Origin of the sequence: Cytobacillus oceanisediminis 2691, from assembly GCF_000294775.2 — a bacterium.
GTDB classification, from domain to species: Bacteria; Bacillota; Bacilli; order Bacillales; family Cytobacillaceae; genus Cytobacillus; species Cytobacillus pseudoceanisediminis.
The window spans coordinates 4,553,695-4,577,809 of record NZ_CP015506.1 but is presented as its reverse complement, the minus strand read 5'-3'; the positions used below and the strand labels follow the sequence as shown (position 1 = coordinate 4,577,809).

Annotated in this window: 22 protein-coding genes; 12 read left to right on the top strand and 10 right to left on the bottom strand. The window is 41.8% G+C overall.

All coding sequences use genetic code 11. The features are described 5' to 3' along the window. The first annotated feature begins 36 nt into the window (after positions 1–36). Genes A361_RS22920 through A361_RS22910 form a run of 3 tightly spaced genes read left to right on the top strand, consistent with a single transcriptional unit; the run spans position 37 to position 4,917 of the window. Positions 37–1,065: a sugar phosphate nucleotidyltransferase gene (locus A361_RS22920; protein ID WP_019382986.1), complete on the top strand. Its 1,029-nt coding sequence runs from the start codon at positions 37–39 to the stop codon at positions 1,063–1,065. Then, positions 1,062–2,513 carry a glycogen synthase GlgA gene (gene glgA, locus A361_RS22915; RefSeq protein ID WP_019382987.1) on the top strand — a complete coding sequence of 484 codons (1,452 nt, stop codon included), beginning with the start codon at positions 1,062–1,064 and terminating at the stop codon, positions 2,511–2,513. Before A361_RS22920 ends, glgA begins: the two co-directional genes overlap by 4 nt. Beyond that, a complete protein-coding gene (locus tag A361_RS22910) occupies positions 2,503–4,917 on the top strand; it encodes a glycogen/starch/alpha-glucan phosphorylase (protein WP_019382988.1) in 2,415 nt (804 codons plus the stop codon). Before glgA ends, A361_RS22910 begins: the two co-directional genes overlap by 11 nt. A 369-nt stretch (positions 4,918–5,286) precedes the next feature. Here A361_RS22910 and A361_RS22905 read toward each other — a convergent pair whose 3' ends face one another. Then, positions 5,287–6,135 carry a dimethylarginine dimethylaminohydrolase family protein gene (locus A361_RS22905; protein ID WP_019382990.1) on the bottom strand — a complete coding sequence of 283 codons (849 nt, stop codon included), beginning with the start codon at positions 6,133–6,135 and terminating at the stop codon, positions 5,287–5,289. Positions 6,136–6,289: 154 nt separating this feature from the next. On the opposite strand from A361_RS22905, the gene A361_RS22900 reads away from it, so the two are divergent. Then, entirely contained in the window at positions 6,290–6,502 is a 213-nt protein-coding gene (locus A361_RS22900; RefSeq protein ID WP_009333415.1) for a hypothetical protein, read from the top strand. Between the two features lie 67 nt (positions 6,503–6,569). Here the strand turns inward: A361_RS22900 and A361_RS22895 are convergent, their stop codons facing one another. The 3 genes from A361_RS22895 to A361_RS22885 are packed head-to-tail and all read right to left on the bottom strand — an operon-like array spanning position 6,570 to position 8,555. After that, on the bottom strand, positions 6,570–7,325 hold the full coding sequence (locus A361_RS22895) for a TraR/DksA C4-type zinc finger protein (protein ID WP_009333414.1): 756 nt from the start codon (positions 7,323–7,325) through the stop codon (positions 6,570–6,572). 45 nt (positions 7,326–7,370) lie between these two features. After that, positions 7,371–7,583 carry a hypothetical protein gene (locus A361_RS22890; protein WP_019382991.1) on the bottom strand — a complete coding sequence of 71 codons (213 nt, stop codon included), beginning with the start codon at positions 7,581–7,583 and terminating at the stop codon, positions 7,371–7,373. 39 nt (positions 7,584–7,622) lie between these two features. Further along, positions 7,623–8,555 carry a 1,4-dihydroxy-2-naphthoate polyprenyltransferase gene (locus tag A361_RS22885; RefSeq protein WP_009333413.1) on the bottom strand — a complete coding sequence of 311 codons (933 nt, stop codon included), beginning with the start codon at positions 8,553–8,555 and terminating at the stop codon, positions 7,623–7,625. Positions 8,556–8,965: 410 nt separating this feature from the next. Between A361_RS22885 and A361_RS22880 the strand changes: the two genes are divergently transcribed. From A361_RS22880 to menC, 6 genes are all read left to right on the top strand, one after another. Further along, positions 8,966–10,372, top strand: coding sequence for an isochorismate synthase (locus tag A361_RS22880; protein ID WP_019382992.1), 1,407 nt, complete (start codon positions 8,966–8,968; stop codon positions 10,370–10,372). Then, positions 10,369–12,114, top strand: a complete 1,746-nt coding sequence (menD, locus tag A361_RS22875; RefSeq protein ID WP_019382993.1) for a 2-succinyl-5-enolpyruvyl-6-hydroxy-3-cyclohexene-1-carboxylic-acid synthase — start codon at positions 10,369–10,371, stop codon at positions 12,112–12,114. The genes A361_RS22880 and menD overlap by 4 nt, the downstream gene beginning before the upstream one ends. Before the next feature lie 6 nt (positions 12,115–12,120). After that, positions 12,121–12,960: a 2-succinyl-6-hydroxy-2,4-cyclohexadiene-1-carboxylate synthase gene (gene menH, locus A361_RS22870; RefSeq protein ID WP_026041814.1), complete on the top strand. Its 840-nt coding sequence runs from the start codon at positions 12,121–12,123 to the stop codon at positions 12,958–12,960. A 65-nt stretch (positions 12,961–13,025) separates the two neighbouring features. Then, the gene (gene menB, locus A361_RS22865; RefSeq protein ID WP_009333409.1) at positions 13,026–13,847 is read left to right on the top strand and encodes a 1,4-dihydroxy-2-naphthoyl-CoA synthase; all 822 of its coding nucleotides are present in this window, start codon (positions 13,026–13,028) and stop codon (positions 13,845–13,847) included. An 81-nt stretch (positions 13,848–13,928) separates the two neighbouring features. After that, on the top strand, positions 13,929–15,416 hold the full coding sequence (locus A361_RS22860; RefSeq protein WP_009333408.1) for an o-succinylbenzoate--CoA ligase: 1,488 nt from the start codon (positions 13,929–13,931) through the stop codon (positions 15,414–15,416). Between the two features lies 1 nt (position 15,417). Next, entirely contained in the window at positions 15,418–16,524 is a 1,107-nt protein-coding gene (menC, locus tag A361_RS22855) for an o-succinylbenzoate synthase (protein ID WP_019382995.1), read from the top strand. 380 nt (positions 16,525–16,904) lie between these two features. On the opposite strand, the gene A361_RS29175 is transcribed toward menC, so the two are convergent. The 4 genes from A361_RS29175 to A361_RS22840 all read right to left on the bottom strand — a co-directional run bounded on the left by A361_RS29175 (position 16,905) and on the right by A361_RS22840 (position 20,805). Then, on the bottom strand, positions 16,905–17,063 hold the full coding sequence (locus tag A361_RS29175) for a DUF1540 domain-containing protein (RefSeq protein WP_009333406.1): 159 nt from the start codon (positions 17,061–17,063) through the stop codon (positions 16,905–16,907). 118 nt (positions 17,064–17,181) lie between these two features. After that, complete coding sequence (locus A361_RS22850; RefSeq protein WP_019382997.1) at positions 17,182–18,231, bottom strand: cytochrome d ubiquinol oxidase subunit II; 1,050 nt, start codon at positions 18,229–18,231, stop codon at positions 17,182–17,184. 13 nt (positions 18,232–18,244) lie between these two features. Further along, the gene (locus A361_RS22845; RefSeq protein ID WP_019382998.1) at positions 18,245–19,606 is read right to left on the bottom strand and encodes a cytochrome ubiquinol oxidase subunit I; all 1,362 of its coding nucleotides are present in this window, start codon (positions 19,604–19,606) and stop codon (positions 18,245–18,247) included. 131 nt (positions 19,607–19,737) lie between these two features. Then, positions 19,738–20,805 carry a metal ABC transporter solute-binding protein, Zn/Mn family gene (locus tag A361_RS22840; protein ID WP_019382999.1) on the bottom strand — a complete coding sequence of 356 codons (1,068 nt, stop codon included), beginning with the start codon at positions 20,803–20,805 and terminating at the stop codon, positions 19,738–19,740. Positions 20,806–21,134: 329 nt separating this feature from the next. Between A361_RS22840 and A361_RS22835 the strand changes: the two genes are divergently transcribed. Beyond that, a complete protein-coding gene (locus A361_RS22835; protein WP_026041815.1) occupies positions 21,135–21,698 on the top strand; it encodes a beta-class carbonic anhydrase in 564 nt (187 codons plus the stop codon). Here A361_RS22835 and yidD read toward each other — a convergent pair. After that, positions 21,695–21,934 carry a membrane protein insertion efficiency factor YidD gene (yidD, locus tag A361_RS22830; RefSeq protein ID WP_019383001.1) on the bottom strand — a complete coding sequence of 80 codons (240 nt, stop codon included), beginning with the start codon at positions 21,932–21,934 and terminating at the stop codon, positions 21,695–21,697. The two genes, A361_RS22835 and yidD, sit on opposite strands and share 4 nt — an antisense overlap. A gap of 141 nt (positions 21,935–22,075) precedes the next feature. Here yidD and A361_RS22825 point away from each other — a divergent pair, with 141 nt between their 5' ends. Further along, positions 22,076–22,549 (top strand): S-ribosylhomocysteine lyase, encoded by a 474-nt coding sequence (locus tag A361_RS22825; RefSeq protein WP_009333400.1) that lies wholly within the window; start codon positions 22,076–22,078, stop codon positions 22,547–22,549. A 76-nt stretch (positions 22,550–22,625) separates the two neighbouring features. Here the strand turns inward: A361_RS22825 and cls are convergent, their stop codons facing one another. Further along, the gene (gene cls, locus A361_RS22820) at positions 22,626–24,074 is read right to left on the bottom strand and encodes a cardiolipin synthase (RefSeq protein WP_019383002.1); all 1,449 of its coding nucleotides are present in this window, start codon (positions 24,072–24,074) and stop codon (positions 22,626–22,628) included. Positions 24,075–24,115: the final 41 nt, after the last annotated feature.

Sequence of the window (24,115 nt, the reverse complement as noted above, 5' to 3'; positions counted from 1 at the left end):
AAACGGCCCCTGGCCAATAAAACGGGAGGGAATGTCATGAAGAAGAGAATGCTTGGTGTGATAGACGCAACAACCTACCATGAAGATTTAGAGGAATTGACAGTACACAGGTCGCTCGCAGCTGTTCCGTTTGCAGGCCGCTATAGGCTAATCGATTTTGTTCTCTCCAATATGGTCAACTCGGATATTGAAAGTGTTGCCATATTTCCAAAGTATCAATATCGCTCTTTAATGGATCATCTTGGTTCGGGAAAAAACTGGGACCTAAACAGAAAAAGGGATGGGCTATTCTTTTTCCCATCTCCTTTGCTGGATAGTCCAAGTAAAGGAATTGGATCTTTCAATCACTTTGCTGCTAATTTGGATTATTTTTATCGCAGCAAACAGGAATATGCATTGATCTCAAACTGTTTTACCGTTTTTAATATGGATTTCAGGCCTGTTCTAGATAGACATATTATGACGGGGTGTGATATTACAGTTGTTCGGCAGGATGGGCGCTCCCTTGAAATGTACCTTGTAAAAACTTCGCTGCTCGTTAGCTTAATAGAAAATAGAAACGAAACTGGATACACATGCATGAGTGATGTCGTTACAGACATCCATCATTCCTATACGATATGCAATTATGAATATGCCGGTTTGGCCGTCATGATTGATTCCATTGAAAATTACTTTGCTGCCAGCATGGGCCTATTGGAACCGGAGGCATGGAAAAATATTTTCCTGCGCAGCCAGCCAATTTATACAAAAGTAAAAGATGAACCGCCAACCCGTTATATGAAAGGTGCAAGCGCAAAGAATTCGATGATTGCGAATGGATGCATGATTGAAGGGACAGTTGAGAACAGCATTATCTCCCGCGGGGTAAAAATTGGCAAGGGCTCAGTCGTGAAAAACTGCATAATTATGCAAAAAACCCAAATTGGAGAAAACTGTGTTTTAGACTCCGTTATTTTAGATAAAGATGTTAAGGTAGAATCCGGTGCCAGGATTGAGGGAAGACATGAAATGCCTCTTGTTATTCGCAAAGGTACCGTACAAGGAGCGCTGATGAACTCGTGAAAGTATTGTTTGCTGTTTCTGAATGTGTTCCATTCGTTAAATCCGGAGGTCTTGCTGATGTAGCCGGTTCTCTCCCGAAAGAACTTGCAAAGCAGGGGACTGACGTACGGGTTATTCTTCCTAAGTATGGTTCCATATCAGATGATTTAAAAAAGAAAATGTCTAAAAAGTGCGAGTTTACAGTTCAGGTAGGATGGAGAAACCAGTTTTGTGGAATTGAAGAACTTGAGCATCAGGGAATCGTATTCTATTTTGTTGATAATGAATACTACTTCAACCGTGAAAAATTATACGGGTATTACGATGATGGAGAGAGGTTTGCCTATTTTAACCGGGCCGTTCTGGATGCTCTTCAGCATATTGATTTCTATCCGGATGTTATTCACAGCCATGATTGGCATACTGGGATGATTCCTTTTCTGCTGAGGGTTGAGTATCGTGCGAAAAAGGGGTATGAGTTCATTCGGACAGTCTTCACCATTCATAATCTTCAGTTTCAGGGAATCATGCCGGGGAGTGCTTTAGGAGATTTATTAGGGCTTGACTATAGCCATTTTCATCCAGATAAGCTTGAATTCTTCGGAAATATCAATTTTATGAAGGGCGGACTTGTCGCTGCTGATAAAATTACAACAGTCAGCCCTACTTATAAAGATGAAATTCAAACGAAATATTACGGAGAGAAACTGCATGATTTGCTGAAGCGCAGAGCTTATGATTTGGAAGGAATCCTAAATGGGATTGATGATGAGTTTTATAATCCTGAGAAGGATCCATTTATAAAAGAAAATTATGCCTTTGAAAAGCTTCAGATTAAAAAAGACAATAAGATGCATCTTCAGAAAAAATTCAGCCTGCCGGTAAAGGAAGAGGTTCCTCTGATAGCCATGGTTACGAGACTGACAAAACAAAAGGGCCTGGACCTTGTTAAATGTGTGTTCCATGAGCTAATGCAGGATGATATACAAGTTCTAGTTTTAGGAACTGGGGATCCTGAGTTTGAGCAATTTTTCAGGGAGATGGAAGCGGGGTACCCCGATAAGTGCAAAGCATTTATTGGGTTTGATGAGGGGCTTGCACATGAATTCTATGCAGGGTCCGATTTATTCTTAATGCCTTCACAATTTGAGCCATGCGGTTTAGGACAGATGATTGCCATGAGGTATGGATCCATTCCCATCGTCAGGGAAACAGGCGGATTAAATGATACTGTTCATTCTTATAATGAATACACAGGAGAAGGCAACGGTTTTTCCTTCAGCCATTTTAATGCCCATGATATGCTGTACACTATTAGAAGAGCAGTAAGCTTTTTCGGTGACAGCAAAATATGGGAGCAAATTATGAAAAATGCAATGGGAATGGATAATAGCTGGGCGCAATCCGCTTTCAAATACAATCAGCTATATGCAGGCCTTGTTTCAAGGAGTGAAAGCCATGTTTTCTGATCGCGATGAGTTCAAAGAGGAATTCCTGAAGAAACTGGAGATGACATGCGGTAAAAGCTTTGGTGAAAGCACAGAAAGAGATCATTACTTCACACTCGGAAATATGATCAGGGAACATGTGAGCACAGAGTGGATTAATACAAATGAGCGGTACCGCATCGACCGTGAAAAGCAGGTGTATTACTTATCCATCGAGTTTTTATTGGGACGCCTGCTTCATCATAATCTGATCAATCTGGGAATTGAGCAGGTTGTTAAAGAGGGCCTCGCAGATCTGGGAATTGACTTGAACCGTCTTGAAGAAATCGAGGCAGATGCAGGGCTTGGAAACGGCGGGCTGGGACGTCTGGCAGCTTGCTTTATGGATTCACTTGCATCCTTGAATCTTCCCGGCCATGGCTGCGGAATTCGCTATAAGCATGGACTATTTGAGCAGAAAATTGTGGATGGCTATCAGGTGGAGCTTCCGGAGCAGTGGCTGCGGAACGGTCATGTCTGGGAAGTAAGAAAAGCAGACCTGGCGATTGAAGTTCCTTTTTGGGGCAAAGTCGAAATCGCAGAGGACAACGGCAGGCTTGTTTTCCGCCATGTGAATGCTGAGACAATTTCGGCTGTTCCTTACGATATGCCTGTCGCTGGATATAAAACAGATACAATTAACACTCTCAGGCTTTGGAATGCTGAACCCTCTCCTTATCCTGTAAATCATGATATTTTAAAATATAAACGGGAAACCGAATCTGTTTCAGAGTTTCTTTATCCTGATGATACCCATGATGAAGGGAAGATTTTAAGGCTGAAGCAGCAATACTTTCTTGTTTCGGCCAGTATCCGTTCCATTGTGCGTTCCTATCGAAAGCAGCATAATAGTTTAAGAGATTTCCATGATTTTGTGAGCATTCATATTAATGATACACATCCGGTCCTTGCCATTCCTGAACTTATGAGAATCCTGCTGGATGAAGAGGGAATGGGCTGGGAGGAAGCCTGGGACATTACTGTCCGGACGATTGCCTATACGAATCATACTACTCTTTCAGAGGCTTTGGAGAAATGGCCTATCCGTATTTTCCAGCCTTTGCTTCCGCGGATTTACATGATAGTGAATGAAATTAATGAGCGCTTTTGCAGCGAACTTTGGAACAGATACCCGGGTGACTGGAAGCGGATTGAGGATATGGCGATCATCGCACATGACCAGGTTAAGATGGCACACCTTGCCCTTGTCGGCAGCTCCAGCGTAAATGGTGTAGCTGCACTTCATACAGAAATCTTAAAGAAGCGGGAAATGAATCAGTTTTATGACATTTTTCCTGAGAAATTTAATAATAAAACCAATGGGATCACACATAGAAGATGGCTCCTGAAAGCCAATCCGCTTTTGTCCGATCTTATTAATGAGGGCATTGGGGCTGGCTGGATTCGGGAACCGGAAAAGCTTCACGAACTGGCAGATTTTAAGAATGATAGAGTTTTCCTTGATCAGCTGCATCAGGTTAAGCAATTGAACAAGGAAAGATTGGCGAAGCGCATCCAGGAGCAGCAGGGCATTGTGGTTGATACGTCTTCCATTTTTGACATTCAGGTTAAGCGTCTGCATGCTTATAAGCGCCAGCTGTTAAATATTCTTCATGTTATGCATTTATATAATAGGCTGAAGGAAGACTCCAATTTCCGCATGCACCCGCGGACATTTATTTTCGGGGCAAAAGCTTCGCCGGGCTATTACTATGCAAAGAAAATCATTAAATTAATTAATACCGTTGCTGTAAAGGTGAACAATGACCCGCAGACAAGAGATATTCTAAAGGTTATCTTCATGGAAAATTACCGGGTTTCGCTGGCGGAGGAAATTTTTCCGGCTGCGGATATCAGCGAGCAAATTTCAACGGCAAGCAAGGAAGCTTCCGGTACAGGCAATATGAAATTCATGATGAATGGTGCTTTGACAGTGGGCACGCTGGATGGAGCCAATATTGAGATAAAAGAAAAAGCAGGGGATGACAATATTTTCATCTTTGGCTTAACGGCAGATGAGGTTCTCAGTTATCACCAGAATGGCGGATATAATTCCAGAGAGTATTATCATCATGATAAACGAATCCGCCAGGTTGCCGACCAGCTCGTGAATGGATTTTTCCCGGACGCCGATGATGAGTTCGAGCCCATTTTTGACTCACTGCTGATGGAAAATGACCAATACTTTGTGTTGAGGGATTTTGCTTCCTATGTCAATATCCAGAAAGAAGCCGGGAAAGCATATGAGGGTCGGGAACATTGGCTTAAAATGAGCTTAATGAACATTGCCGGTTCAGGATACTTTTCCAGCGACCGCACAATCAGCGAATATGCACGGGATATCTGGAAAATCAAGCCCGCTGGCGTTGAAATGATGAATAAGTAAAAAGGAGAACAGCCTTTCCGGTGAGAAGAGGCTGTTTTTTGTTGATTAGTGGGAATTATCCCCAGAATGAAGGTGGTCAAGAGAAAATGGGAGTTAATCAGGGGGAATTACGCCCAAAATGAAAGTGCTCAAGAGAAAATGGGAGTTAATCAATGTGAATAACGCCCAAAATGAAGGTGGTCAAGAGAAAATGGGAGTTAATAAAGGGGAATTACGCCCAAAAAGAAGGTACTCAAGAGAAACTGGGAGTTAATCACGAGGATTAACTCCCAAACTGTAGATGTCTAAGAGAAAACAGCGGTTAAATCACAAAAAGGCGGTTTCCAAGAGAGTCTATAATCATTATTCCGTTTCATTGAGGCAGGAGATCTACCCTTTACTGCGCCTAACAGGCATCGTGCAGCAGCGGAAGGCACCTCCGGATTTAATGATTTCAGTAATGTCTACCTCAATGACTTCATAGCCCCTGGACCTGAGCTCTTTATTGACATTCTTATTAATCGGTAGACTGAAGATTTTTTTATTGCCGATAGAGAGGACGTTGGTTCCGAGTGTGAATTGCTCCTCTTCCGATACTTTTATTAAATCATAGCGTGATTCCAGCATTTTGACTTTTTCCCCATGGATCTCTCCCGGAAAGATAAGAGCTTCCTCCGGTGAAATAATATTGAATACACAATCAAGATGCAGATATGTATCAGTGAAAGGGATGGATACAACATCATAATCGGGCATAAGGCTGCGAAGATGCTCGATCGCTTCTTCGTGGGTACGGCTGCTCACTCCTGCAAATATCGTTTGGCCATCGATCAGGACGTCTCCTCCCTCTATGCGGTCTCCCGTAAGATTGTAAAAAGGAACCTGGTTTACTTCCAGCCATTGCTTCAGAACATTTTCTTCTCCTTGCCGAATGTCTGCCGCCATTTCTGCAACATATACCTTTTCTCCAAGTGTAAATCCGATATCACGGGTAAAAACCTGTTCAGGATATTTTTCAAGCGAGGGCAGCAAAACCACATTGATTCCCTGATCCTTTAATGCACTGACAAAATGTCTGTGCTGTTTCATGGCTGTATCTATATTAATTCCTTCTTTTTCATAATGCTTTTGTGTTTCATTAATTGTATCTACAATCGTCATGTACTTCGGTTCACATAACACCACTTGTTCAAGTTTGTCATATTCTGAAAAGCATGCAGCTTTTATTTGTCCAGACATTGTGATCCTCCCAGCGATATATTCTTAAGATAATATTGCCTATGAAAAGCGGTTTTACTCCGTAAAGTGCAAATATTAACAAAAATTCCCACTACAAAAAAGGTTTAAAAACCCTGATAATGAAATCATTAGATATAAAGGGGGTAGCTGTTAAATGTACCAAATCGAGAAAGGATCAATGGAAGAAGTTTTGCTGCATCTTCAAAATATTGGACTGCAACTAAATGAATTCGAGAAATCAAATGATTCTATTCCGGTGAAAAATTATAAAGAACTGCTGGAATTCAGCATCTCCATTGCCCGCCGCACAAACGATGTTTCTGATACGATTGATGAGATTATCCAGGATATCGAATCCAAATTATAAATATATATAAGGGTATCTTATTTTGCCATTTGACATAAAAAAGCGATGCATCTGCATCGCTTTTACTTTAATCCTTATCTTCATCCACATAGCCGTCAGTCTGATGATACGGCACATCACCGAAAGGTGCTTCGATATCATTTTCATCCAGCATCGCTTCATACTCTTCCTGTTTCTTGGAAGGATAGACTTTTCTCCCCTTGCCTTCAAGGTCATTGCCGATAAACGTCTCATAATCTTCTGTAAACCCTTCATCATCATGCCCTTCATTATAAAGGGAGTTATAATCTTCATAGTCGCCTCTTAAGTCAGAGGGTGTCTCAGAAGTGCCAAAACGGGCAACTTCCTGGAAGCTGTCTTCGTTATCCACGACTTCTCTGAATTGATGATGCTGAAAGGTATTCCCATGCGCAGGTTCAAGCACATCTTCTTCAACAGGACGGTCCCCGGGCACGTTTTGCTCTGGACTATGTTCCTTGCAGTAAAGGGTTGCTGGAATCACTTCAAGCCGATCATATGGAATTTCGGAACCGCACTCTTTGCATTTGCCGTATGAACCATCTTCCATTGCCTGCAGTGCTGCATTTACTTTATTCAGTTCAGAGTCATGATGTTCTTCTAAAGCAAAATCCTTTTCACGCTCATAAAGTTCAGAACCCATATCGGCTGGATGGTTGTCATAAAGGGATAGCTCTCCTACTGTGTCTCTGGCACTCGCACCTTCCAGACTTCCTTCTTTATTGCCTTGAAGCTGGGATTCCAGTGATTTTTTTTCATCATTCAATTCTTTTTTTAAATGGCTGATTTGTTCATTGGTCAACATATTATGTCACATCCTTGGATTTGATAAATTTTATACAAGGCCTGCTCATGCCAGAGTCAAGCCCAAAATAAAGCCGAGCTTTGCCGCTCTTGCTCTGCTGAGTATTAAAAATCTTAGTCCATATGGGTTTAGTATGGACGTAGTTGGCAAAATCATAACGGAAGAAAAAATTTTAGGGTCAAGCATCTTCCTTAAATAAAAAATACCCGTTAAAAATGGGATGAAACCAAGAGGGTGCTTTCTGCTGTTTTTTTCCAAACAAAAAACCCCTGCTATAAAAGCAGAGGTTCCATTTAATTATAAAAGATATCCGATAAACAAGCCTACTGATAAAAGAAAGCCAAAGATTGTATTTGTCTGGGCAGTGGCTTTCATCGCAGGCATCATTTGCATAGGCAGTGTTTTTCCGATGAAGCCTTTCGTTGCTTTAATGGCCTTGGGCGCACTTAGAACAACAATTGCAAGCCATGGTGTTATGATGTTCATGGCAATCAATATGAAAACCCATGCATACGAAACGATGAACATTGCGGCAAGCAGCTTAATTGCTCCTTTTTTCCCTAAAAGAATTGCCAATGTTTTGCGGCCGAATTCCTTGTCGCCGTCCAGGTCTCTGATATTATTGGCCAGCAGAATGGCGCCAACAAGAATCAAAATAGGGAAGGAAACTAAAACACTTGTTGCAGTTACGGTTCCTGCCTGAATGTAAAAAGAAATTAGGATGATCAGCATGCCCATGAAAAAACCTGCAAATAATTCACCAAATGGTGTGTACGCTATCGGAAGCGGACCGCCTGTATATAAATATCCTACTGCCATGGAGGCCAGTCCAATTGCTGCAATCCACCAGCTTGTGTTCATGCAAATATAGAATCCAAGCAATATCGAAATCCCATACAGGCCAAAAGCAAGGTTCAGAACCGTTTTTGGTTTGATTCCTTCCCGTACAATAGCCCCGCCAATTCCGACAGAGTCTTCCGTATCAAGCCCTCTTTTGAAGTCGTAGTATTCGTTAAACATATTAGTGGCAGCCTGAATCAGCAAGCTTGCTGCCAGCATAGCAAAAAACAGGCCAAAATTTATTTCAGTAAGTTCCATAGCAAGAGCTGTTCCAAGCAGAACCGGCACAAAGGCAGCGGTAAGAGTATGTGGCCTGGTCAGCTGCCACCAGACCCTCCAGTTCTTTGAGTTGGAAGCAGGCGGAAAATTGGTCTGTGCTTGTGGTTGCATGATAACTCTCCCCTTATTTATCTATTCTGTAATGATATCATTAATTGGATCATTCAAACTTGTTTATTTTAACCGATTAACAGGGTATTGTCAAAGTAAACCGCTATATTACCAAACACCTTAAGTTTAGGTAAATAATGCAAGAGTGTCAACGTATTATTGCCGTAAATAGAACCGGTATTTTCCATAAATAAGGAAACCGTAAAGCAGCACATTCCGATGTTAACAGTGCTAATGGCTGAATTGAGTTCAATTCATATTATAGATGCCTAAAGTAAGCTATAATATAATAAGGATGCAAAATGGAATGGCGTGATTGACATCATTGACATTCCCTGAATCACAGGTGTATCTTAGAATAAGTTTAAAGTAGGATAACGGCAATTTAAGCTGTTATTGGAGGGATTTTTTTGGTTACGATACAAGATACGGAACTAAAAGAAGGGATCCAAGAGGCAATTGAGAGGGCCAAATCCTTGTCAAAGCCTGTTTTAGTGAGCGAAGTTCAAAAAATAAATCATATAGACCCCCTTTCTTTTTATGCGGCAGGAAAGAGCCGTTTTTTTGGTGAACGCTTTTTCTGGAAGGATCCTTCTGGTGAAACTTATATAATCGGGCTTGGGATTTGCAAGCAAATTCAGTCAGATCAAAGTACCGGCAGATTTAATCATGTTGAAAAGGAATGGAAGCGTTTTATTAATAACAGCATTATTTTTAACCCTTATGATAAAAATGCTACAGGGCCCGTGATGTTTGGCGGTTTTTCTTTCGATCCTCTAAAGAGGAAAACAAAGCTTTGGTCGAAGTATTCTGATTCCCTTTTTCATGTGCCGACTTATATGTATAGTGAAATGAATGGACAGGCCTTTTTGACAACAAATGTTGTCTGCACTCAGCATGACGGTGATTCTCTTTTTGAAAAGATAGTGGCCGAACGAGGCATGATAATGGCTTCAATCAGCGATTATCATCCTGAGAATGCAAACACTCTTCAGGAAGAAGCAGATATAAATCCGGAAAAATGGATGGAGACAGTAGATGCGGTTGTGGATGAACTTAAATCAGGATCTTTAAAAAAGGTTGTGCTTGCCCGGGAGTCCAGGCTCATCTATGATAAGCCGATCGAGATTGAAAGAGTTCTCTGGAATCTTATGGAGATGCAAAGGGAAAGCTTTATTTTTGCTTTTGAATCGAACGGTGACTGCTTTATTGGAGCCTCTCCTGAACGGCTTATAAAGAAATATGGAGAAAATGTTTTTACAACCTGTCTGGCAGGTTCCATCCCAAGAGGGAAAACAGCAGAAGATGATCATATCCTTGGCGATGCTTTATTGCATGATCAGAAAAATTTAACCGAACATCAATATGTGGTTGATATGATTAAGGAAGCAATGGAGGAATCCTGCTCAGAAGTTGAACTGCCGGATGAGCCGCAGCTGATGAAGATGAGAGATATACAGCACCTTTATACTCCTGTAATAGGTAAAACCAAGGGAGATGCTTCCCTTCTTGCTTTAGTTGACCGTCTGCATCCGACTCCTGCTCTTGGAGGCCTGCCTAAGAGAGAAGCAGTGGAAAAAATAAGAGAAGTAGAAGAACTGGATCGGGGCTTTTATGCTGCTCCATTAGGATGGATGGACTTCAGGGGAAATGGCGAATATGCTGTTACAATCAGATCTGGTCTTATTCAGGGAAATGAAGCATCCTTATTCGCAGGCTGCGGAGTGGTGCAGGATTCAAATGCCGAAAGCGAGTATCAGGAAACAAAAATTAAATTCCGGCCAATGCTTACGGCTCTTGGGGGTTATGAAAAGTGAATCATCAGGAAGCTTTAACTTCATATATAGCCGCATTTGTGGCTGAATTAGTAAAAAGCGGGGTAGAGGATGTCGTGGTCAGTCCCGGCTCCCGTTCTACCCCAATGGCTATGGTAATGGCAGAGCATCCGGAGCTTCGTGTACATATCCATGTGGACGAGCGATCGGCTGCCTTTTTTGCGTTGGGGATTGCTAAGGCATCCCAAAGACCAGCAGCTCTGCTGTGTACATCTGGAACGGCTGCAGCCAATTACTATCCTGCCATTGTGGAAGCCCAGTATTCCAGAGTACCGCTAATCGTGCTTACTGCGGACCGGCCTCATGAACTAAGGGATGTTGGCGCTCCTCAGGCGATCGATCAGATTCATTTGTATGGAAAAAATGTAAAATGGTTTGTTGAGATGGCTCCTCCTGAGAATACAGCAGAAATGCTTCGTTATGCCCGCACAGTTTGCGCAAGGGCAGCATCTGCTGCCCAGACCTCACCAGCAGGGCCGGTTCATCTTAACTTTCCTTTCCGTGAGCCTTTAGTGCCGCAGCTTGACCGCAATGATTTATTTGAGCTGAGTGAGCGCACCGAAGGTTATGTAAATATCCATAGTGGCCAGTTTGGTTTGCCTAATGAAGAGTACAAGGAAATGGCACAGATATTTAACTCTGCACAAAAAGGAATTATTGTCTGCGGTCCTCTGGAAAAAGCTGACTTCTCTGCAGCCGTGATTAAGCTGGCGGAAAAGCTCAACTATCCGATCATTGCTGATCCATTATCCCAGCTAAGAAGCGGACTTCACGAAGGAAGCTTCATTATTGATGCCTATGATAGCTTTTTGAAAAACGATGATGCGAAGAAGGCACTCAAGCCGGATGTCATTATACGCTTCGGTGCTATGCCTGTATCGAAGCCATTGACTATTTTCATGAAAGAAAACAGCACTGCCCGCCAGATTATTGTCGATGGAGGCAGGGGATGGCGGGATCCTGCACTGCTCTCAACCGAAATGATTCATTGCGATGAGATTCTATTCTGCGAGTCTGTCACCTCATTTTTAAACACTTCAGAGAATGATGAATTTATTGCTTTATGGAAAAAAATCAATGATCTTACCAGATCAAAGCTTGCGGATATTAATGCAGTGGACGAACTGAGCGAGGGGAAATTATTTTTCCAGCTGGCGGAATTACTGCCGGAAGGCTCTACCCTATTTGTAGGAAATAGTATGCCTATAAGGGATCTGGATACATTCTTCCATTATAATCAAAAGAGCATTAGAGTAATGGCCAACAGGGGAGCAAATGGCATTGATGGCACCGTTTCAACTGCTCTTGGTGCTGGAATGGCATCACAGCCGCTGTATCTAGTGCTTGGTGATTTAACCTTTTTCCATGACTTAAATGGCTTAATTGCCTCTAAGCAGTATGGAATAGATATCAATATATTGCTGATTAATAATAATGGAGGCGGAATCTTCTCATTCCTGCCGCAGGCAAATCACCCCAGAAATTTTGAAAAATTGTTTGGGACACCTCTTGATCTGGATTTTAGCCATGCCATTAAGATGTTTGGCGGCCAATATGATTTAATCTCAGATTGGGAACATTTTATTTCCGCCTTCCAACAGAACATGGACAGATCAGGCATAAAGGTAATGGAAATTACGACAAATCGGGACAGGAATTTAACCGAGCATCGAGAATTGTGGGAATCTGTTTCCCGGGAAATAAGTCGATTGCTGGGAGGGTGAATGCCGATGAAATATGTCATTAATGGAGTCCGATATCATGTCGATACATGGGGAACTGGATTTCCACTTCTGCTTCTCCATGGCTTCACAGGAAATAGTGAAGGGTGGAAAGAGTTCGCTCCCTTCTGGAAGGATCATTCGAAGACAATAGCTTTGGATATCATCGGCCATGGAAAGTCTGGATCACCACCTGATATTGGTCAATATCAAATAGAAGAGTCTGCCGCAGTGATTAACAGTCTATTAGAAAAGATGGGAATCGGGAAGATTGATGTTCTTGGATATTCTATGGGAGGGCGCCTTGCGCTAACTTTTACGATCAATTATCCTGAAAAGGTCCGCAAGCTGATTTTGGAAAGTGCATCTCCAGGTCTTAGGACGGAAGCGGAAAGGCATGAAAGAAGGATTCAGGATAAAAAATTGTCTGAAAAGATTCGGCAGGAAGGCATTAAGAATTTTATTGACTATTGGGAGAACATCCCTTTATTTCAAAGCCAAAAAAGTCTTCCGGAAAAAATTCGAACCAGAATAAGATGCCAGCGTTTGGCCAATTCCATTGATGGCCTGGCAAACAGCCTGAACGGCATGGGCACTGGGGTGCAGCCATCCTGGTGGGATGAGCTTGCTCATCTCGAAATGCCAGTCCTTCTAATTACCGGAAACCTGGATCAAAAATTCTGCAGAATTGCGGAAGAAATGTCAAAAATTTTGCCAAATGTCAAGTGGAAGACCGCTGAAGATGCAGGACATGCAATTCATGTGGAGAAACCTGAATTATTTGGTACAATAGTAAGTGGGTTTTTGTCGCAGACAGGGGAGAATAATACAAATGGCAGTAAAGATTGAGGAATGATGTCATTTGATGTAGCGGCAATTAACGCTTTCTAATACATGTTAAGGAGGATTTATGTATGTCAGCTGTTGAATGGATTGCAGGAAAACAGTACGAAGAAATTATTTATGAAACATACAATGGAATTGCGAAAATTACGATTAACAGACCGCAAGTCCACAATGCCTTTACTCCAAGAACGGTAATGGAATTAATTGATGCTTTTGCGTACGCACGTGATGATGAAAATGTAGGTGTTATTGTCCTGACGGGTGCCGGAGATAAAGCATTTTGTTCAGGCGGGGATCAATCTGTCAGAGGACATGGCGGATATGTAGGTGACGACCAGATCCCTCGTTTAAATGTACTGGATCTGCAGCGCCTGATCCGTGTTATTCCTAAGCCGGTTATTGCAATGGTAAAAGGCTATGCGATTGGGGGAGGACATGTCCTTCATATCGTATGTGATTTAACGATTGCAGCAGATAACGCTGTATTCGGACAAACAGGCCCTAAAGTAGGCAGCTTTGATGCAGGTTATGGTTCAGGATATCTTGCTAGAATCGTCGGCCATAAGAAAGCACGCGAAATTTGGTATCTGTGCCGCCAGTACGGCGCTCAGGAAGCTTTGGATATGGGGCTTGTCAATACTGTGGTGCCGCTTGAGAAAGTGGAAGAAGAAACAATTAAGTGGTGTGAAGAAATACTGGAGAAGAGCCCGACGGCTATCCGCTTCTTGAAGGCTGCCTTCAATGCCGATACTGATGGGCTTGCAGGAATCCAGCAATTCGCCGGAGATGCAACACTTCTATACTATACAACAGATGAAGCGAAAGAAGGCCGTGACGCATTTAAAGAAAAGCGCAAGCCAGACTTCGGCCAATTCCCGCGTTTCCCTTGATTGAATATTAATTTTTTCAGCTTGATGGCTTGCCATCAGGCTGTTTTTATATGAAAAATCGCATGAAATGAGGAGTATATGATGGAAGCGCAAATAGTACCGAATTTTCTTCAACAGCGAACTTTTTTAACCCCCGATCGCCCTGCCCTTTCCTTTTTGGGGAAAACCTATACATTTTCTGAAGTATACGAGCGTACATACACAATAGCAGGGCAGCTCCAGGCAGCTGGATGCATGAGAGGACAGTTTGCAGGTGTCCTTCTCCGAAATCATGAGGACACTGTTTTTATTCTTTTGGCCCTGCAGCTGCTCGATGTAAAAGCCGTCATATTAAATAACAGGCTGACTGCTGAGGAATTGATTTGGCAAATGAATGATTCGAAGTCCGCTTTCCTTTTAACTGAGAATACTTTTAATGAAGTTAGCCAAAAGGTTGTAAACTCCTTAGGAGAAATTTCGGCAATCTATAAAGAAGATTTATTCAGGAGAGATCCTGATGAGCCGTCAGTAGTAGAAGAAATAAGTCTTGATGAGGTTTGTACCATCATGTATACATCCGGTACAACCGGCAATCCAAAAGGTGTACTGCAAACCTACGGAAATCATTGGTGGAGTGCAGTGGGGTCTGCATTGAATTTAGGGTTGAATGAAAACGACAGCTGGCTGTGTGCTGTCCCGATTTTTCATATTAGCGGCTATTCCATTTTAATGCGGAGCATTATCTACGGCATGAAAATGGTTCTTTTTGAATCTTTCCATGAAGAGAAAGCCATTGAGGCCATTTCCATCGAAAAAGTGACAATCATGTCTGTTGTAAGTACGATGCTGACCAGGGTAGCAGATGCACTTAAAGGTGAAAAGCTGCCGGAGTATTTCAGATGTATGTTATTAGGGGGAGGACCCGCAGCAAAATCTCTTCTTGAAGATTGCAGAGAGAAGGGAATTCCTGTATACCAGACTTACGGAATGACAGAAACTTCGTCCCAGATCGTGACACTGGCTCCGGAATACAGTCTCAGCAAATTGGGTTCGGCCGGTAAACCTTTATTCCCTTCCCAGCTGAAAGTTGCTGATCCAAATGGGAAGCATGCTGATCCCGGAGAAGCGGGCGAAATTCTTGTAAAAGGTCCAAATGTGACAAAAGGGTATTTAAACCGAAAAGAGGAAACAGCAGAAAAACTAAAGGGTGGCTGGCTTTCAACTGGAGATATTGGATATGTGGATAAAGAAGGATTCTTATATGTGCTTGATCGGCGGTCAGATTTAATCATTTCAGGCGGTGAAAATATCTATCCGGCTGAAGTCGAGGGTGTGCTTGTTTCACACGCCCAAATATCGGATGCAGGGGTTATCGGCATGAAGGACGATGTTTGGGGTGAGGTGCCTGTAGCCTTTATCGCTGGAGACGAGAATCTGGATGAAAAAGAAGTGATGAAGTACTGCTTTGAGAAGCTGGCAAAGTATAAAGCACCTAAAAAACTCATCATCATTAATGAAATCCCTAGGAACGCTTCAAAAAAGATATTAAGAAGAAAGCTTCGGGAACTGCTTGAGGAAAGCGGGAATTAGCATGGATATCAAGACAATTACTTTATATAAAATCAAGATGCCTTTGAAAACACCTTTTTCCACGCATTTAGGGACAGTGAAGGATAGAGAGGGAATTATTATTGAGGTAATCGATCAAGAAGGACGGAAAGGCTACGGTGAAGGAGTCGCTTTTTCTTCACCCTGGTATACGGAGGAAACGGTTGAAACGAGCTATCATATGCTAAAAGAATTCCTTATCCCAATAATGCGTAATGCGGATATAAAGCATCCTTCAGAAGCGGGCCGCGTTTTTGACGCTTTCAGAAGGAATCAAATGGCGAAAGCGGCACTTGAAACGGCTTTATGGGACTTGGCAGCCAAAAAAGAAGATATTTCTCTATCAAAATATATAGGAGGCCAGCGGGAATTGATTCCATCCGGCGTGGTTGTTGGCGCTAAAACAAAGGAAGAAGTAAGAAGGCAAATTGAATACTATCTGGAGAGCGGCTATCAAAGGGTAAAAGTAAAGATCAGCCCGGCGAACGATTATGAATTTATTTCAGAGATCCGCCGCTTTTACCCTGATCTGCCAATCATGGCAGATGCAAATTCAGCTTACTCATTGGACGATATAGAACATTTAAAAAGGCTTGATGATTTTGGGCTGCTGATGATTGAACAGCCGCTGGAATATGATGATATTGTTGATCATGCAAAGCTTCAGAAAGAACTGAAAACACCAATTTGCCTGGATGAGAGTATTGTCACCTTTAATGATGCCAGGAGAGCTGTCGAGCTGGGAAGCTGTAAAGTCATCAATATTAAGATTGGCCGGGTTGGAGGTCTGGGAACAGCAAAGAAGATTCATGATTATTGTCTGGATAAAGGGATCCAAGTCTGGTGTGGAGGCATGCTGGAGTTTGGAATCTCCCGTGCACATAATATTGCTCTTGCCTCCATGGAGGGCTTTTCCATTCCTGGAGATATCTCAGCCTCGGGCAGGTATTGGGAAGAAGACATCATTCTGCCCGAAGTCACCGTGGAAAACGGGATGATAAAAGTTCCTGATAAACCGGGAATCGGTTATGAAATTAATGAAAAAAGGCTGAATGAAGTTTCCACCTCTAAAGATAGCATTGCTTTATAAGTAAAAAACCGCAGTTCTGCTTTTGGCAGATTTGCGGTTTTCGTTATATTGCAAAAAAATAGACGCATTATCAGCGCCCTTTATTTATAAATTATTGCGTAATTTCGTCTTTAATAAATGAATCCTCTTTAATGGCAAAGGAGCTTAATCCAGCAGCAGCGGCAAAAGCAGCTCCAAGCAAAATAATGGTTGATAACATATGTATCACTCCTATAAGTTGTTGTTACTCTATACATTCCCGGTAGGAATCTTAATAAACTTGTTTTTATAAAAAACACAAAAGCGATGCATAAAATGCACCGCTTTTGCAGCATTTCGCCTAACCATCCAATGAAATGCGTACCAGCAATCCGATAGCACCCGGAAGGTGCTGTCACCCATTAAAGGTCATGAGGCTCAAACGTTTTGCAGTCTGTTTCTTTGCTGTTGTCTGCGGTTTCTCCAGTATGGCTGACTACGTATATTTGGTCTGCACTGCATCGGTTCCCATTTTTCCAGAAAGCGCAGTTGTTAACTTCACATAAAACGTCTTTTGCCATTTTCAAACACCTCTTATCAGAAAATTGTGACCACATTAAAATTGACAAATTTGCGGAGCATGTCACTTCTTTATTTTCTGCAGTGCTTTACTGTTCAGTCATGGCATTTGCAGGAATATCATGCCGGATCTTTAGTTTGTTTTTGCCGCAAATATCGTTTGTCGTTCATGAAAAGGCTCCAAAAGTATATGAACCCAGGGAAAAGGATTAGGAATCCTGCGATATAGGTGGCAAATATGGCCCGGAATGAGCTCGGATCTGTAAACGCAGAAGCAATAGTCACTTCAGGGTATACAATATAGGGCAGATGAGCTTTTCCATATACATAGCTGGCAGCAAGGTATTGGAGGGTTATGGAAATAACCGCCAATCTGGGAATTCCCCTAACTCCTTTTTTGTTTACGGACGGAAGGAACAGTGCCAGTCCTCCTATTAGAAACAATCCAAGAGACAGCAAAAGCAAAGGCAAATCATCGATTATCTTTTCATAAATCCAAAATGCTTCCCTTTTTAAAGTAAACATAATAAGAAATGCCATTATGATTGAAACCGGTCCAAGCATGATTGCATCCCTGCGGTACACTGAGTAAGCTTCCATCTCTTCCGAGGCTTTTGAGTAGTCAGCGAGTAGAAGGGAAGACAAAAACAGTGTGCTGCTGATGGCAAAACCAATAAAAGCATATTCATTCGGGCTAGTAAAAAGATGCGCAAGGTCCAGAGATTGCCTGCCATCAGTAAATTCAACAAAATCTCCATGGGTGATGGGCAAAACGCTAATCAGCAATCCGGGGATAAGGATTCCGGATAGGCCTGAAATATAGGTGAGCGGCTTCCTGTATTCTTCCGCAATGTTGGAAAACACGAGGAATGCACTTCGGATCGCAAGTAATAGCAATATGATGCTGCCTGGTATTAGAAGTACAGTTCCCAGTGTATAGGCTGCAGTTGGAAAAAGGCTATAGACTGCCACTACAATTGCGACGATAAAGGTGTTTGTCACTTCCCAGGTAGGAGACAAATAACGATTCGCCACATTTGCCGCCTTTATTTTGGGCCGATTGAAGTAAATCATGGACCAGAAGCCTGCGCCGAAATCCATTGTTGCCATTACCGCATATATGAAGACGAATCCCCATAACACTGTGATGGCAAGTAATTCTTCAGCCATTGGATTCACTCCTTCATGTATTTGATCCGTATAGAGGAACGTTTTTCTGTTCGGCTCTATTTATATCATCTATTACGGTATTCTTTTTGAAGTAATATAGCATAACAAACACAACTGCCACCCCAAGCACTACATATACCAGGGCAAAGAGAATAAATAATATCCCCAGATTTTCAGCGGTCGTAACAGAATCAGCAGTGGACAGCACCCGGTAGATGGTCCAAGGCTGACGTCCGGTACAGGCAAATACCCAGCCAAATTCTATTCCAAGAACTGCTAGCGGCCCTGAAGCAACAAATGCCCACATGAGGACCCGCGGAAAATGATTTTTTTTCAGAAACTTATTCCATACGAAAGCGATTAAGGATAAAAATATCAGCAATGAACCAATTCCGACCATGGCATTAAAGAGAGTATGAACAAAAAGTGGAGGCCATTCTTCTTCCGGAAAGTCATTCAGACCCACTACAACGGTGTCAAAGCTGTTGCCCGCCAAAAAGCTTAGTGCCCAAGGAATTTCGATTCCCCACTTAACCCCCTGTGTTTCACGGTCTGTAAATCCGCCGATTGCAAGGGGCGCATAGGATCGTGTTTCGAACAGCCCCTCTGCTGCTGCAAGTTTTTCCGGCTGATACTCATGCAGATATTGAGCCGATTCATGGCCGTTTAAAGCTGTTAAAAATGAAAAAATTCCGCCGACAATCAGACTCAGCATAAGTGCTTTCTTATGAAAGTTATATACTCGTGTTCCGAATGGAGTTCTCAGCATTTTGAAAGCAGCAACTGACGCTACAACAAATGCGCCTGTTGTATAAGCTGATAGTGCCACATGGCCAGCTGTAACGATAAAGCTTGGGTTAAAAAACGCAGCCCATGGATCCACATCGACAATTTCCCCATCGACAATCCTGAAGCCCTGTGGTGTTCCTTCAAATGCGTGAACATTGGTTATCAGAACAGCAGAGGCGAAAGCGCCAAGAGCAACCAGCACAAGGCTTGATATACGCATCCATGGAGGAATTCTTTCGGCAGCATACACATAAATTGACATAAATAAAGCTTCAATAAAAAAAGCGTAAATTTCAATCTGGAATGGCAAAGCCATCACCTTGCCGATAACCTCCATAAAACCAGGCCAGAGAAGGGAAAGCTGCGTTCCTGCTATGGTTCCTGTCGGAATTCCTACTCCAAGAAGCACTGCAAATGCCTTGGTCCACCGTTTTGCCATAATGACGTAATCATGATCCTTCGTTTTCTGGTAAAGAAGTTCCGCTGTCAGCATCATCAGTGGCAAGCCAACTCCAATCGTTGCAAAAATAATATGAAAGCCCATTGTAGTCCCAAATAAAGACCTTGCAATCAATAAATCACTCATTGCATTTTCATCCCTTCAATTTCTTCAATGGAAATAGTTTCTTCAAAAACCAGCCAACTATGTAAACTTTTCCTGTATTAGCTATATTAAGGAAACGAAAAAACCTCCCAATGTGGGAGGTTAGTGAGAACTTATTCGTTCAGCGCTTTTTTCAATGAATCCAGATTATCTTCCATAAGTGTAAAATAAGTTTGATTTTCTGATATATTTTCTTCTGTAAGGACCGATAAATTATGAAGCATTAAAGGTTCTGCACCGATTTCTTTTTGCAGAATTTCAGTCAGTCTTGAGCTGACATTCTGTTCAAAAAAGACATATTTCAAGTCATGTTCTTTGGCTTCCGCAATGATTTTCTGCAGTTCTTTCTGAGTAGGCTCGCTGGAAGAATTTAAACCCGATACACTGATTTGATCTAAACCATATCGTTCTTCCCAATATCCATATGCTGCGTGTGAAACAATGAATTCCTTATGCTCAGCATTTTGAACTGTCTGCTCAAAGTCATTATGGAGAAGATCCAGCTCCTGGGCAAGCTCCAGATAATTCTGTTCAAACTGCTCTTTCTGTTGAGGCATCTGCTCAACTAAAGCATCTTTAATTGATTCAGCCAATTCCTTGGAGTATAAAGGATCCAGCCAAACATGGGGGTCGATATCTCCATGGCTATGATCATGACCTTCTTCAGATTCTCCTTCATGATCATGACCTTCTTCAGATTCTCCTTCATGTTCATGGCCATCTTCAGATTCAGCTCCGTGCTCATCAGCATGTTCTTCTTCATGTTCAGCTTCATCAGCATGTTCTTCGGCTTCATGCGCAGGATCATGATTTTCATCTGAGTGAACAAACTCAATATTTTCTCCTGCGGCCACCATTTTAACTTTCTCATTTTTCAATGTTTCTTTTGCTTTTTCCACAAAGCCTTCAAGACCGAGTCCTATAAAAATAAAAAGATCTGAATCAGCCAGCTTCATCATATCTTTTTGTGATGGTTCAAAAGTATGTTCATCCGACCCGGGAGGATAGATGGTTTCAACTTCTAACGCATCCCCTCCGATTCGTTCAGTAAAATATTGAAGCGGATATACCGTTGTATAAACCGTAGTTTTATTGCTGCTGTTTTCTTCTGGCTTATCGTCTGAGCAGCCTGATAGAACTAAGATTAGGCCTAAAATAAATACTAAAAATTTCTTTGTCATTTTCTCTTTCTCCTCCTTTAGTAAAACGTAGTTATTACGATTTAAAGCACGGACTATATTTTTAAATAATGTTTATTAGGGCCGTTAATTGCAGCAGTCAGCGTCCAAGTGATTAATAATACGTAATCATTACGATTTCCCTTAGTTATCTTACATAATTTCCAGCCAAAAAGCAAGAATAAAAATTTGTTTGAAGCTCCAGCTTTATGTATCATAAATATAGAGGCCTGTTAAAGGTCATCATTAGTATTGACATCTTTTTGTCAAGTATTGCAGCATTTATGCCTGCTCAAAGCAAAATAATACATAAAAGTCAGGGAGTGGAACAATTGAAACTTTTAGAAGAAATCTTAAACCATAACCAGCAGTTTGTTGAAGAAAAAAAGTATGAAGAGTTTGAAACAACGAAATTCCCTAATAAGAAAATGGTTATCTTGACTTGCATGGACACTCGTTTAGTGGAGCTTTTGCCAAAAGCGCTCAATGTAAGAAATGGTGATGTGAAAATTATCAAAAATGCGGGAGCTTTAGTAACACATCCGTTTGGAAGTATTATGAGAAGCATTTTAGTAGCTGTTTACCAGCTGCAGGCAAAAGAAGTGTTTGTTATTGGCCATCATGACTGTGGCATGAGCGGAATGAAAGCAGATGCGGTTGTCAGCAGCATGAAGGAGAGAGGCATTACTGAGGATGCATTGGATACGATGACATACTCAGGAATAGCTGCAGAAGACTGGCTAAGAGGCTTTGAAAATGTAGAGGATAGTGTGTCCCATAGCGTCCATATGGTGAAAAAGCATCCATTGATGCCGGCAGATGTGCCTGTGCATGGGCTTGTTATTCATCCTGGCACAGGCAAGCTTGACCTGGTAGTGGACGGATACGAGGGTTAATTCTTTTTCTTTTTGGGCCATTCCTCCGGAACAAGGTCAACACCGCCTGGATGAAAGGGATGACATTTAAGGATCCGTTTTATAGTCAGCCAGCCGCCCTTTAAGGCGCCAAATCGCTTAACAGACTCCAGCCCATAATGGGAACATGTCGGATAAAAACGGCATGTTGGAGGCTTTAGCGGTGAAATCGCAATTTGATAGAAACGAAATATCGAAATCATTATTTTTTTTAACATGGCATTACCTTTCCTGGTTAAATCATATTTTCTTTTAAAATAACATATAATCGTGAAAACGTCATAATTTTCATATTAATTTGATGAATTTAGTCGGATATTGCGTTATAATAAAAGGAAAACTTTAGGGGAGTGTTTTGAATGCCTTCAGTAGAAAGTTTCGAGTTGGATCACAATGCTGTTAAAGCTCCATACGTGAGGCACTGCGGTGTCCATAAAGTGGGAAGTGACGGTTTAGTTAACAAGTTTGATATCCGTTTCTGTCAGCCAAATAAGCAGGCGATGAAGCCGGATGTCATTCATACACTTGAGCATCTGCTCGCTTTTAATATCCGTACGCATGCAGAGAATTATGATCATTTTGATATTATTGATATTTCCCCGATGGGATGCCAGACAGGCTATTATTTAGTCGTTAGCGGAGAGCCGTCAGTTGAAGAAATAATCGATCTGCTTGAAGCTACAATGCAAGATGCGGTTGAAATAACCGAGATTCCTGCTGCAAATGAGAAGCAATGCGGACAGGCAAAGCTTCATGACCTTGAAGGCGCAAAACGTCTTATGAGATTCTGGCTGGATCAATCGAAGGATGAATTGAAACAGGTTTTTGCATAATGAAAACGGGCTGACTGGTCAGCCCGTTTTTATAATAAGATAAGAATAAAATTTTGTAAGCCGATAACTGCATGACTTATAAAATCGGAGATAAAAGTCTTGAAATGGATTCTTTCAATTTGATTTTTAAGGCTCTATTTCTGTAATCTTCTGCAGTAAGGTTAGTTGATAGCTGGACATCTTCCTGAAAGCTCTCAGTCAGTTCTTTCGAAACGTCCTCATCATATATAAAGGCATTTACCTCAAAATTCAGCCTGAAGCTTCTAACATCTATATTCGCGGTTCCAACCGACGAAACTTTCTCGTCAACAATCAAGGTTTTTGCATGGATAAAGCCATTCTCATAAATATAGATGTTCGCATTAGCTTTTAACATTTCCCCTATATAGGAGTAGGTTGCCCAATAAACAAACATATGGTCAGGCTTGTTCGGTACCATAATGTTCACTTCCACCCCTGATAATGCAGCTATTTTCAATGCATCCAGTAGACTAGCGTCCGGAATGAAATAGGGAGTTTGGATATAAATAGATTTACGGGCCGATGAAATCATTTTTATATACCCATTTTTAATCTGTTCCCATTCCGAATCAGGACCGCTGGTAACAATTTGCATCCCTACGCTATCTCGAGACTCGGTCAGCGGAAAATACTTAGGAGCATAGTAAATATCATGGCGGTGCGAAGCCTGGTTCCAGTCCAGGATAAAGCGGGTCTGCAGGGAATGGACAGCACTCCCTCTAATTCTTAAATGAGTATCACGCCAATACCCAAACTTTGGATTTAGCCCGAGATATTCATCCCCGACATTAAACCCGCCAACATATCCAATTCGGCCGTCAATAATGGCAATCTTGCGATGGTTCCGGTAATTAATTCTCAAGTTGATAAAGTGCAGCCGGGAAGGGAAAAAGGCTTCAATTTCCCCTCCTGCCGCAATCAGCTCTTTAAACGCCCTTTTATGCAGGCTTCTTGAACCCAGTTCATCATAGAGAAGCCTTACTTTTACGCCTTCCTTTGCCTTTTCCGTCAAAAGATTGATTAAGCTTTTCCCCAGATTATCTCTCTTGAAGATATAATATTGCAGATGGATGTGATCGACTGCATTTTTGATGTCATCCACAAGCGAATTGAACTTCTCTTTCCCATCTGTAAAAATCCTGACCTCGTTGTCCTGGGTTAATACCGAATCATTATTGACAAGATGCATATATATAAGGTCCTTGGAGTTTTTAATTATGTCATTTCGAAAATGGAAATCCTTTTCCTTGATTCCTCTGATTTGATTGTTCAGCAGTTCATCAATTCCAATCTTTTTGCGGTCTTCCCATTGAAACATCTTTCTTCTGGTTAAATTCTGCCCAAAGAAGAGATACATGAAAAAACCAAGAAGAGGAAGAAAGAACAAAACCATGAGCCAGGCCCATGTGGCACCTGCATCCCTTCGCTCCAGAAAGATAACAAATGCTGCCAGGATAATATTTAATACTAGAAATACTGTAAGCATCATGGAGTATATATCCATCTCAATGTCCTCTCATTACATGTATATTATTTCCGTCCATT

What these genes read in the sequence shown, in the direction of transcription:
- A361_RS22850 (WP_019382997.1), bottom strand. Translation starts at nt 18,231, where the DNA reads ATGGCTGAAGAATTACTTGCCATCACAGTGTTATGGGGATTCGTCTTC.
- A361_RS22910 (WP_019382988.1), top strand. Translation starts at nt 2,503, where the DNA reads ATGTTTTCTGATCGCGATGAGTTCAAAGAGGAATTCCTGAAGAAACTG.
- A361_RS29175 (WP_009333406.1), bottom strand. Translation starts at nt 17,063, where the DNA reads ATGGCAAAAGACGTTTTATGTGAAGTTAACAACTGCGCTTTCTGGAAA.
- A361_RS22825 (WP_009333400.1), top strand. Translation starts at nt 22,076, where the DNA reads ATGCCTTCAGTAGAAAGTTTCGAGTTGGATCACAATGCTGTTAAAGCT.
- A361_RS22860 (WP_009333408.1), top strand. Translation starts at nt 13,929, where the DNA reads ATGGAAGCGCAAATAGTACCGAATTTTCTTCAACAGCGAACTTTTTTA.
- yidD (WP_019383001.1), bottom strand. Translation starts at nt 21,934, where the DNA reads ATGTTAAAAAAAATAATGATTTCGATATTTCGTTTCTATCAAATTGCG.
- A361_RS22845 (WP_019382998.1), bottom strand. Translation starts at nt 19,606, where the DNA reads ATGAGTGATTTATTGATTGCAAGGTCTTTATTTGGGACTACAATGGGC.
- A361_RS22900 (WP_009333415.1), top strand. Translation starts at nt 6,290, where the DNA reads ATGTACCAAATCGAGAAAGGATCAATGGAAGAAGTTTTGCTGCATCTT.
- menC (WP_019382995.1), top strand. Translation starts at nt 15,418, where the DNA reads ATGGATATCAAGACAATTACTTTATATAAAATCAAGATGCCTTTGAAA.
- menH (WP_026041814.1), top strand. Translation starts at nt 12,121, where the DNA reads ATGAAATATGTCATTAATGGAGTCCGATATCATGTCGATACATGGGGA.
- A361_RS22920 (WP_019382986.1), top strand. Translation starts at nt 37, where the DNA reads ATGAAGAAGAGAATGCTTGGTGTGATAGACGCAACAACCTACCATGAA.
- cls (WP_019383002.1), bottom strand. Translation starts at nt 24,074, where the DNA reads ATGGATATATACTCCATGATGCTTACAGTATTTCTAGTATTAAATATT.
- A361_RS22895 (WP_009333414.1), bottom strand. Translation starts at nt 7,325, where the DNA reads ATGTTGACCAATGAACAAATCAGCCATTTAAAAAAAGAATTGAATGAT.
- A361_RS22885 (WP_009333413.1), bottom strand. Translation starts at nt 8,555, where the DNA reads ATGCAACCACAAGCACAGACCAATTTTCCGCCTGCTTCCAACTCAAAG.
- menB (WP_009333409.1), top strand. Translation starts at nt 13,026, where the DNA reads ATGTCAGCTGTTGAATGGATTGCAGGAAAACAGTACGAAGAAATTATT.
- A361_RS22840 (WP_019382999.1), bottom strand. Translation starts at nt 20,805, where the DNA reads ATGACAAAGAAATTTTTAGTATTTATTTTAGGCCTAATCTTAGTTCTA.
- A361_RS22905 (WP_019382990.1), bottom strand. Translation starts at nt 6,135, where the DNA reads ATGTCTGGACAAATAAAAGCTGCATGCTTTTCAGAATATGACAAACTT.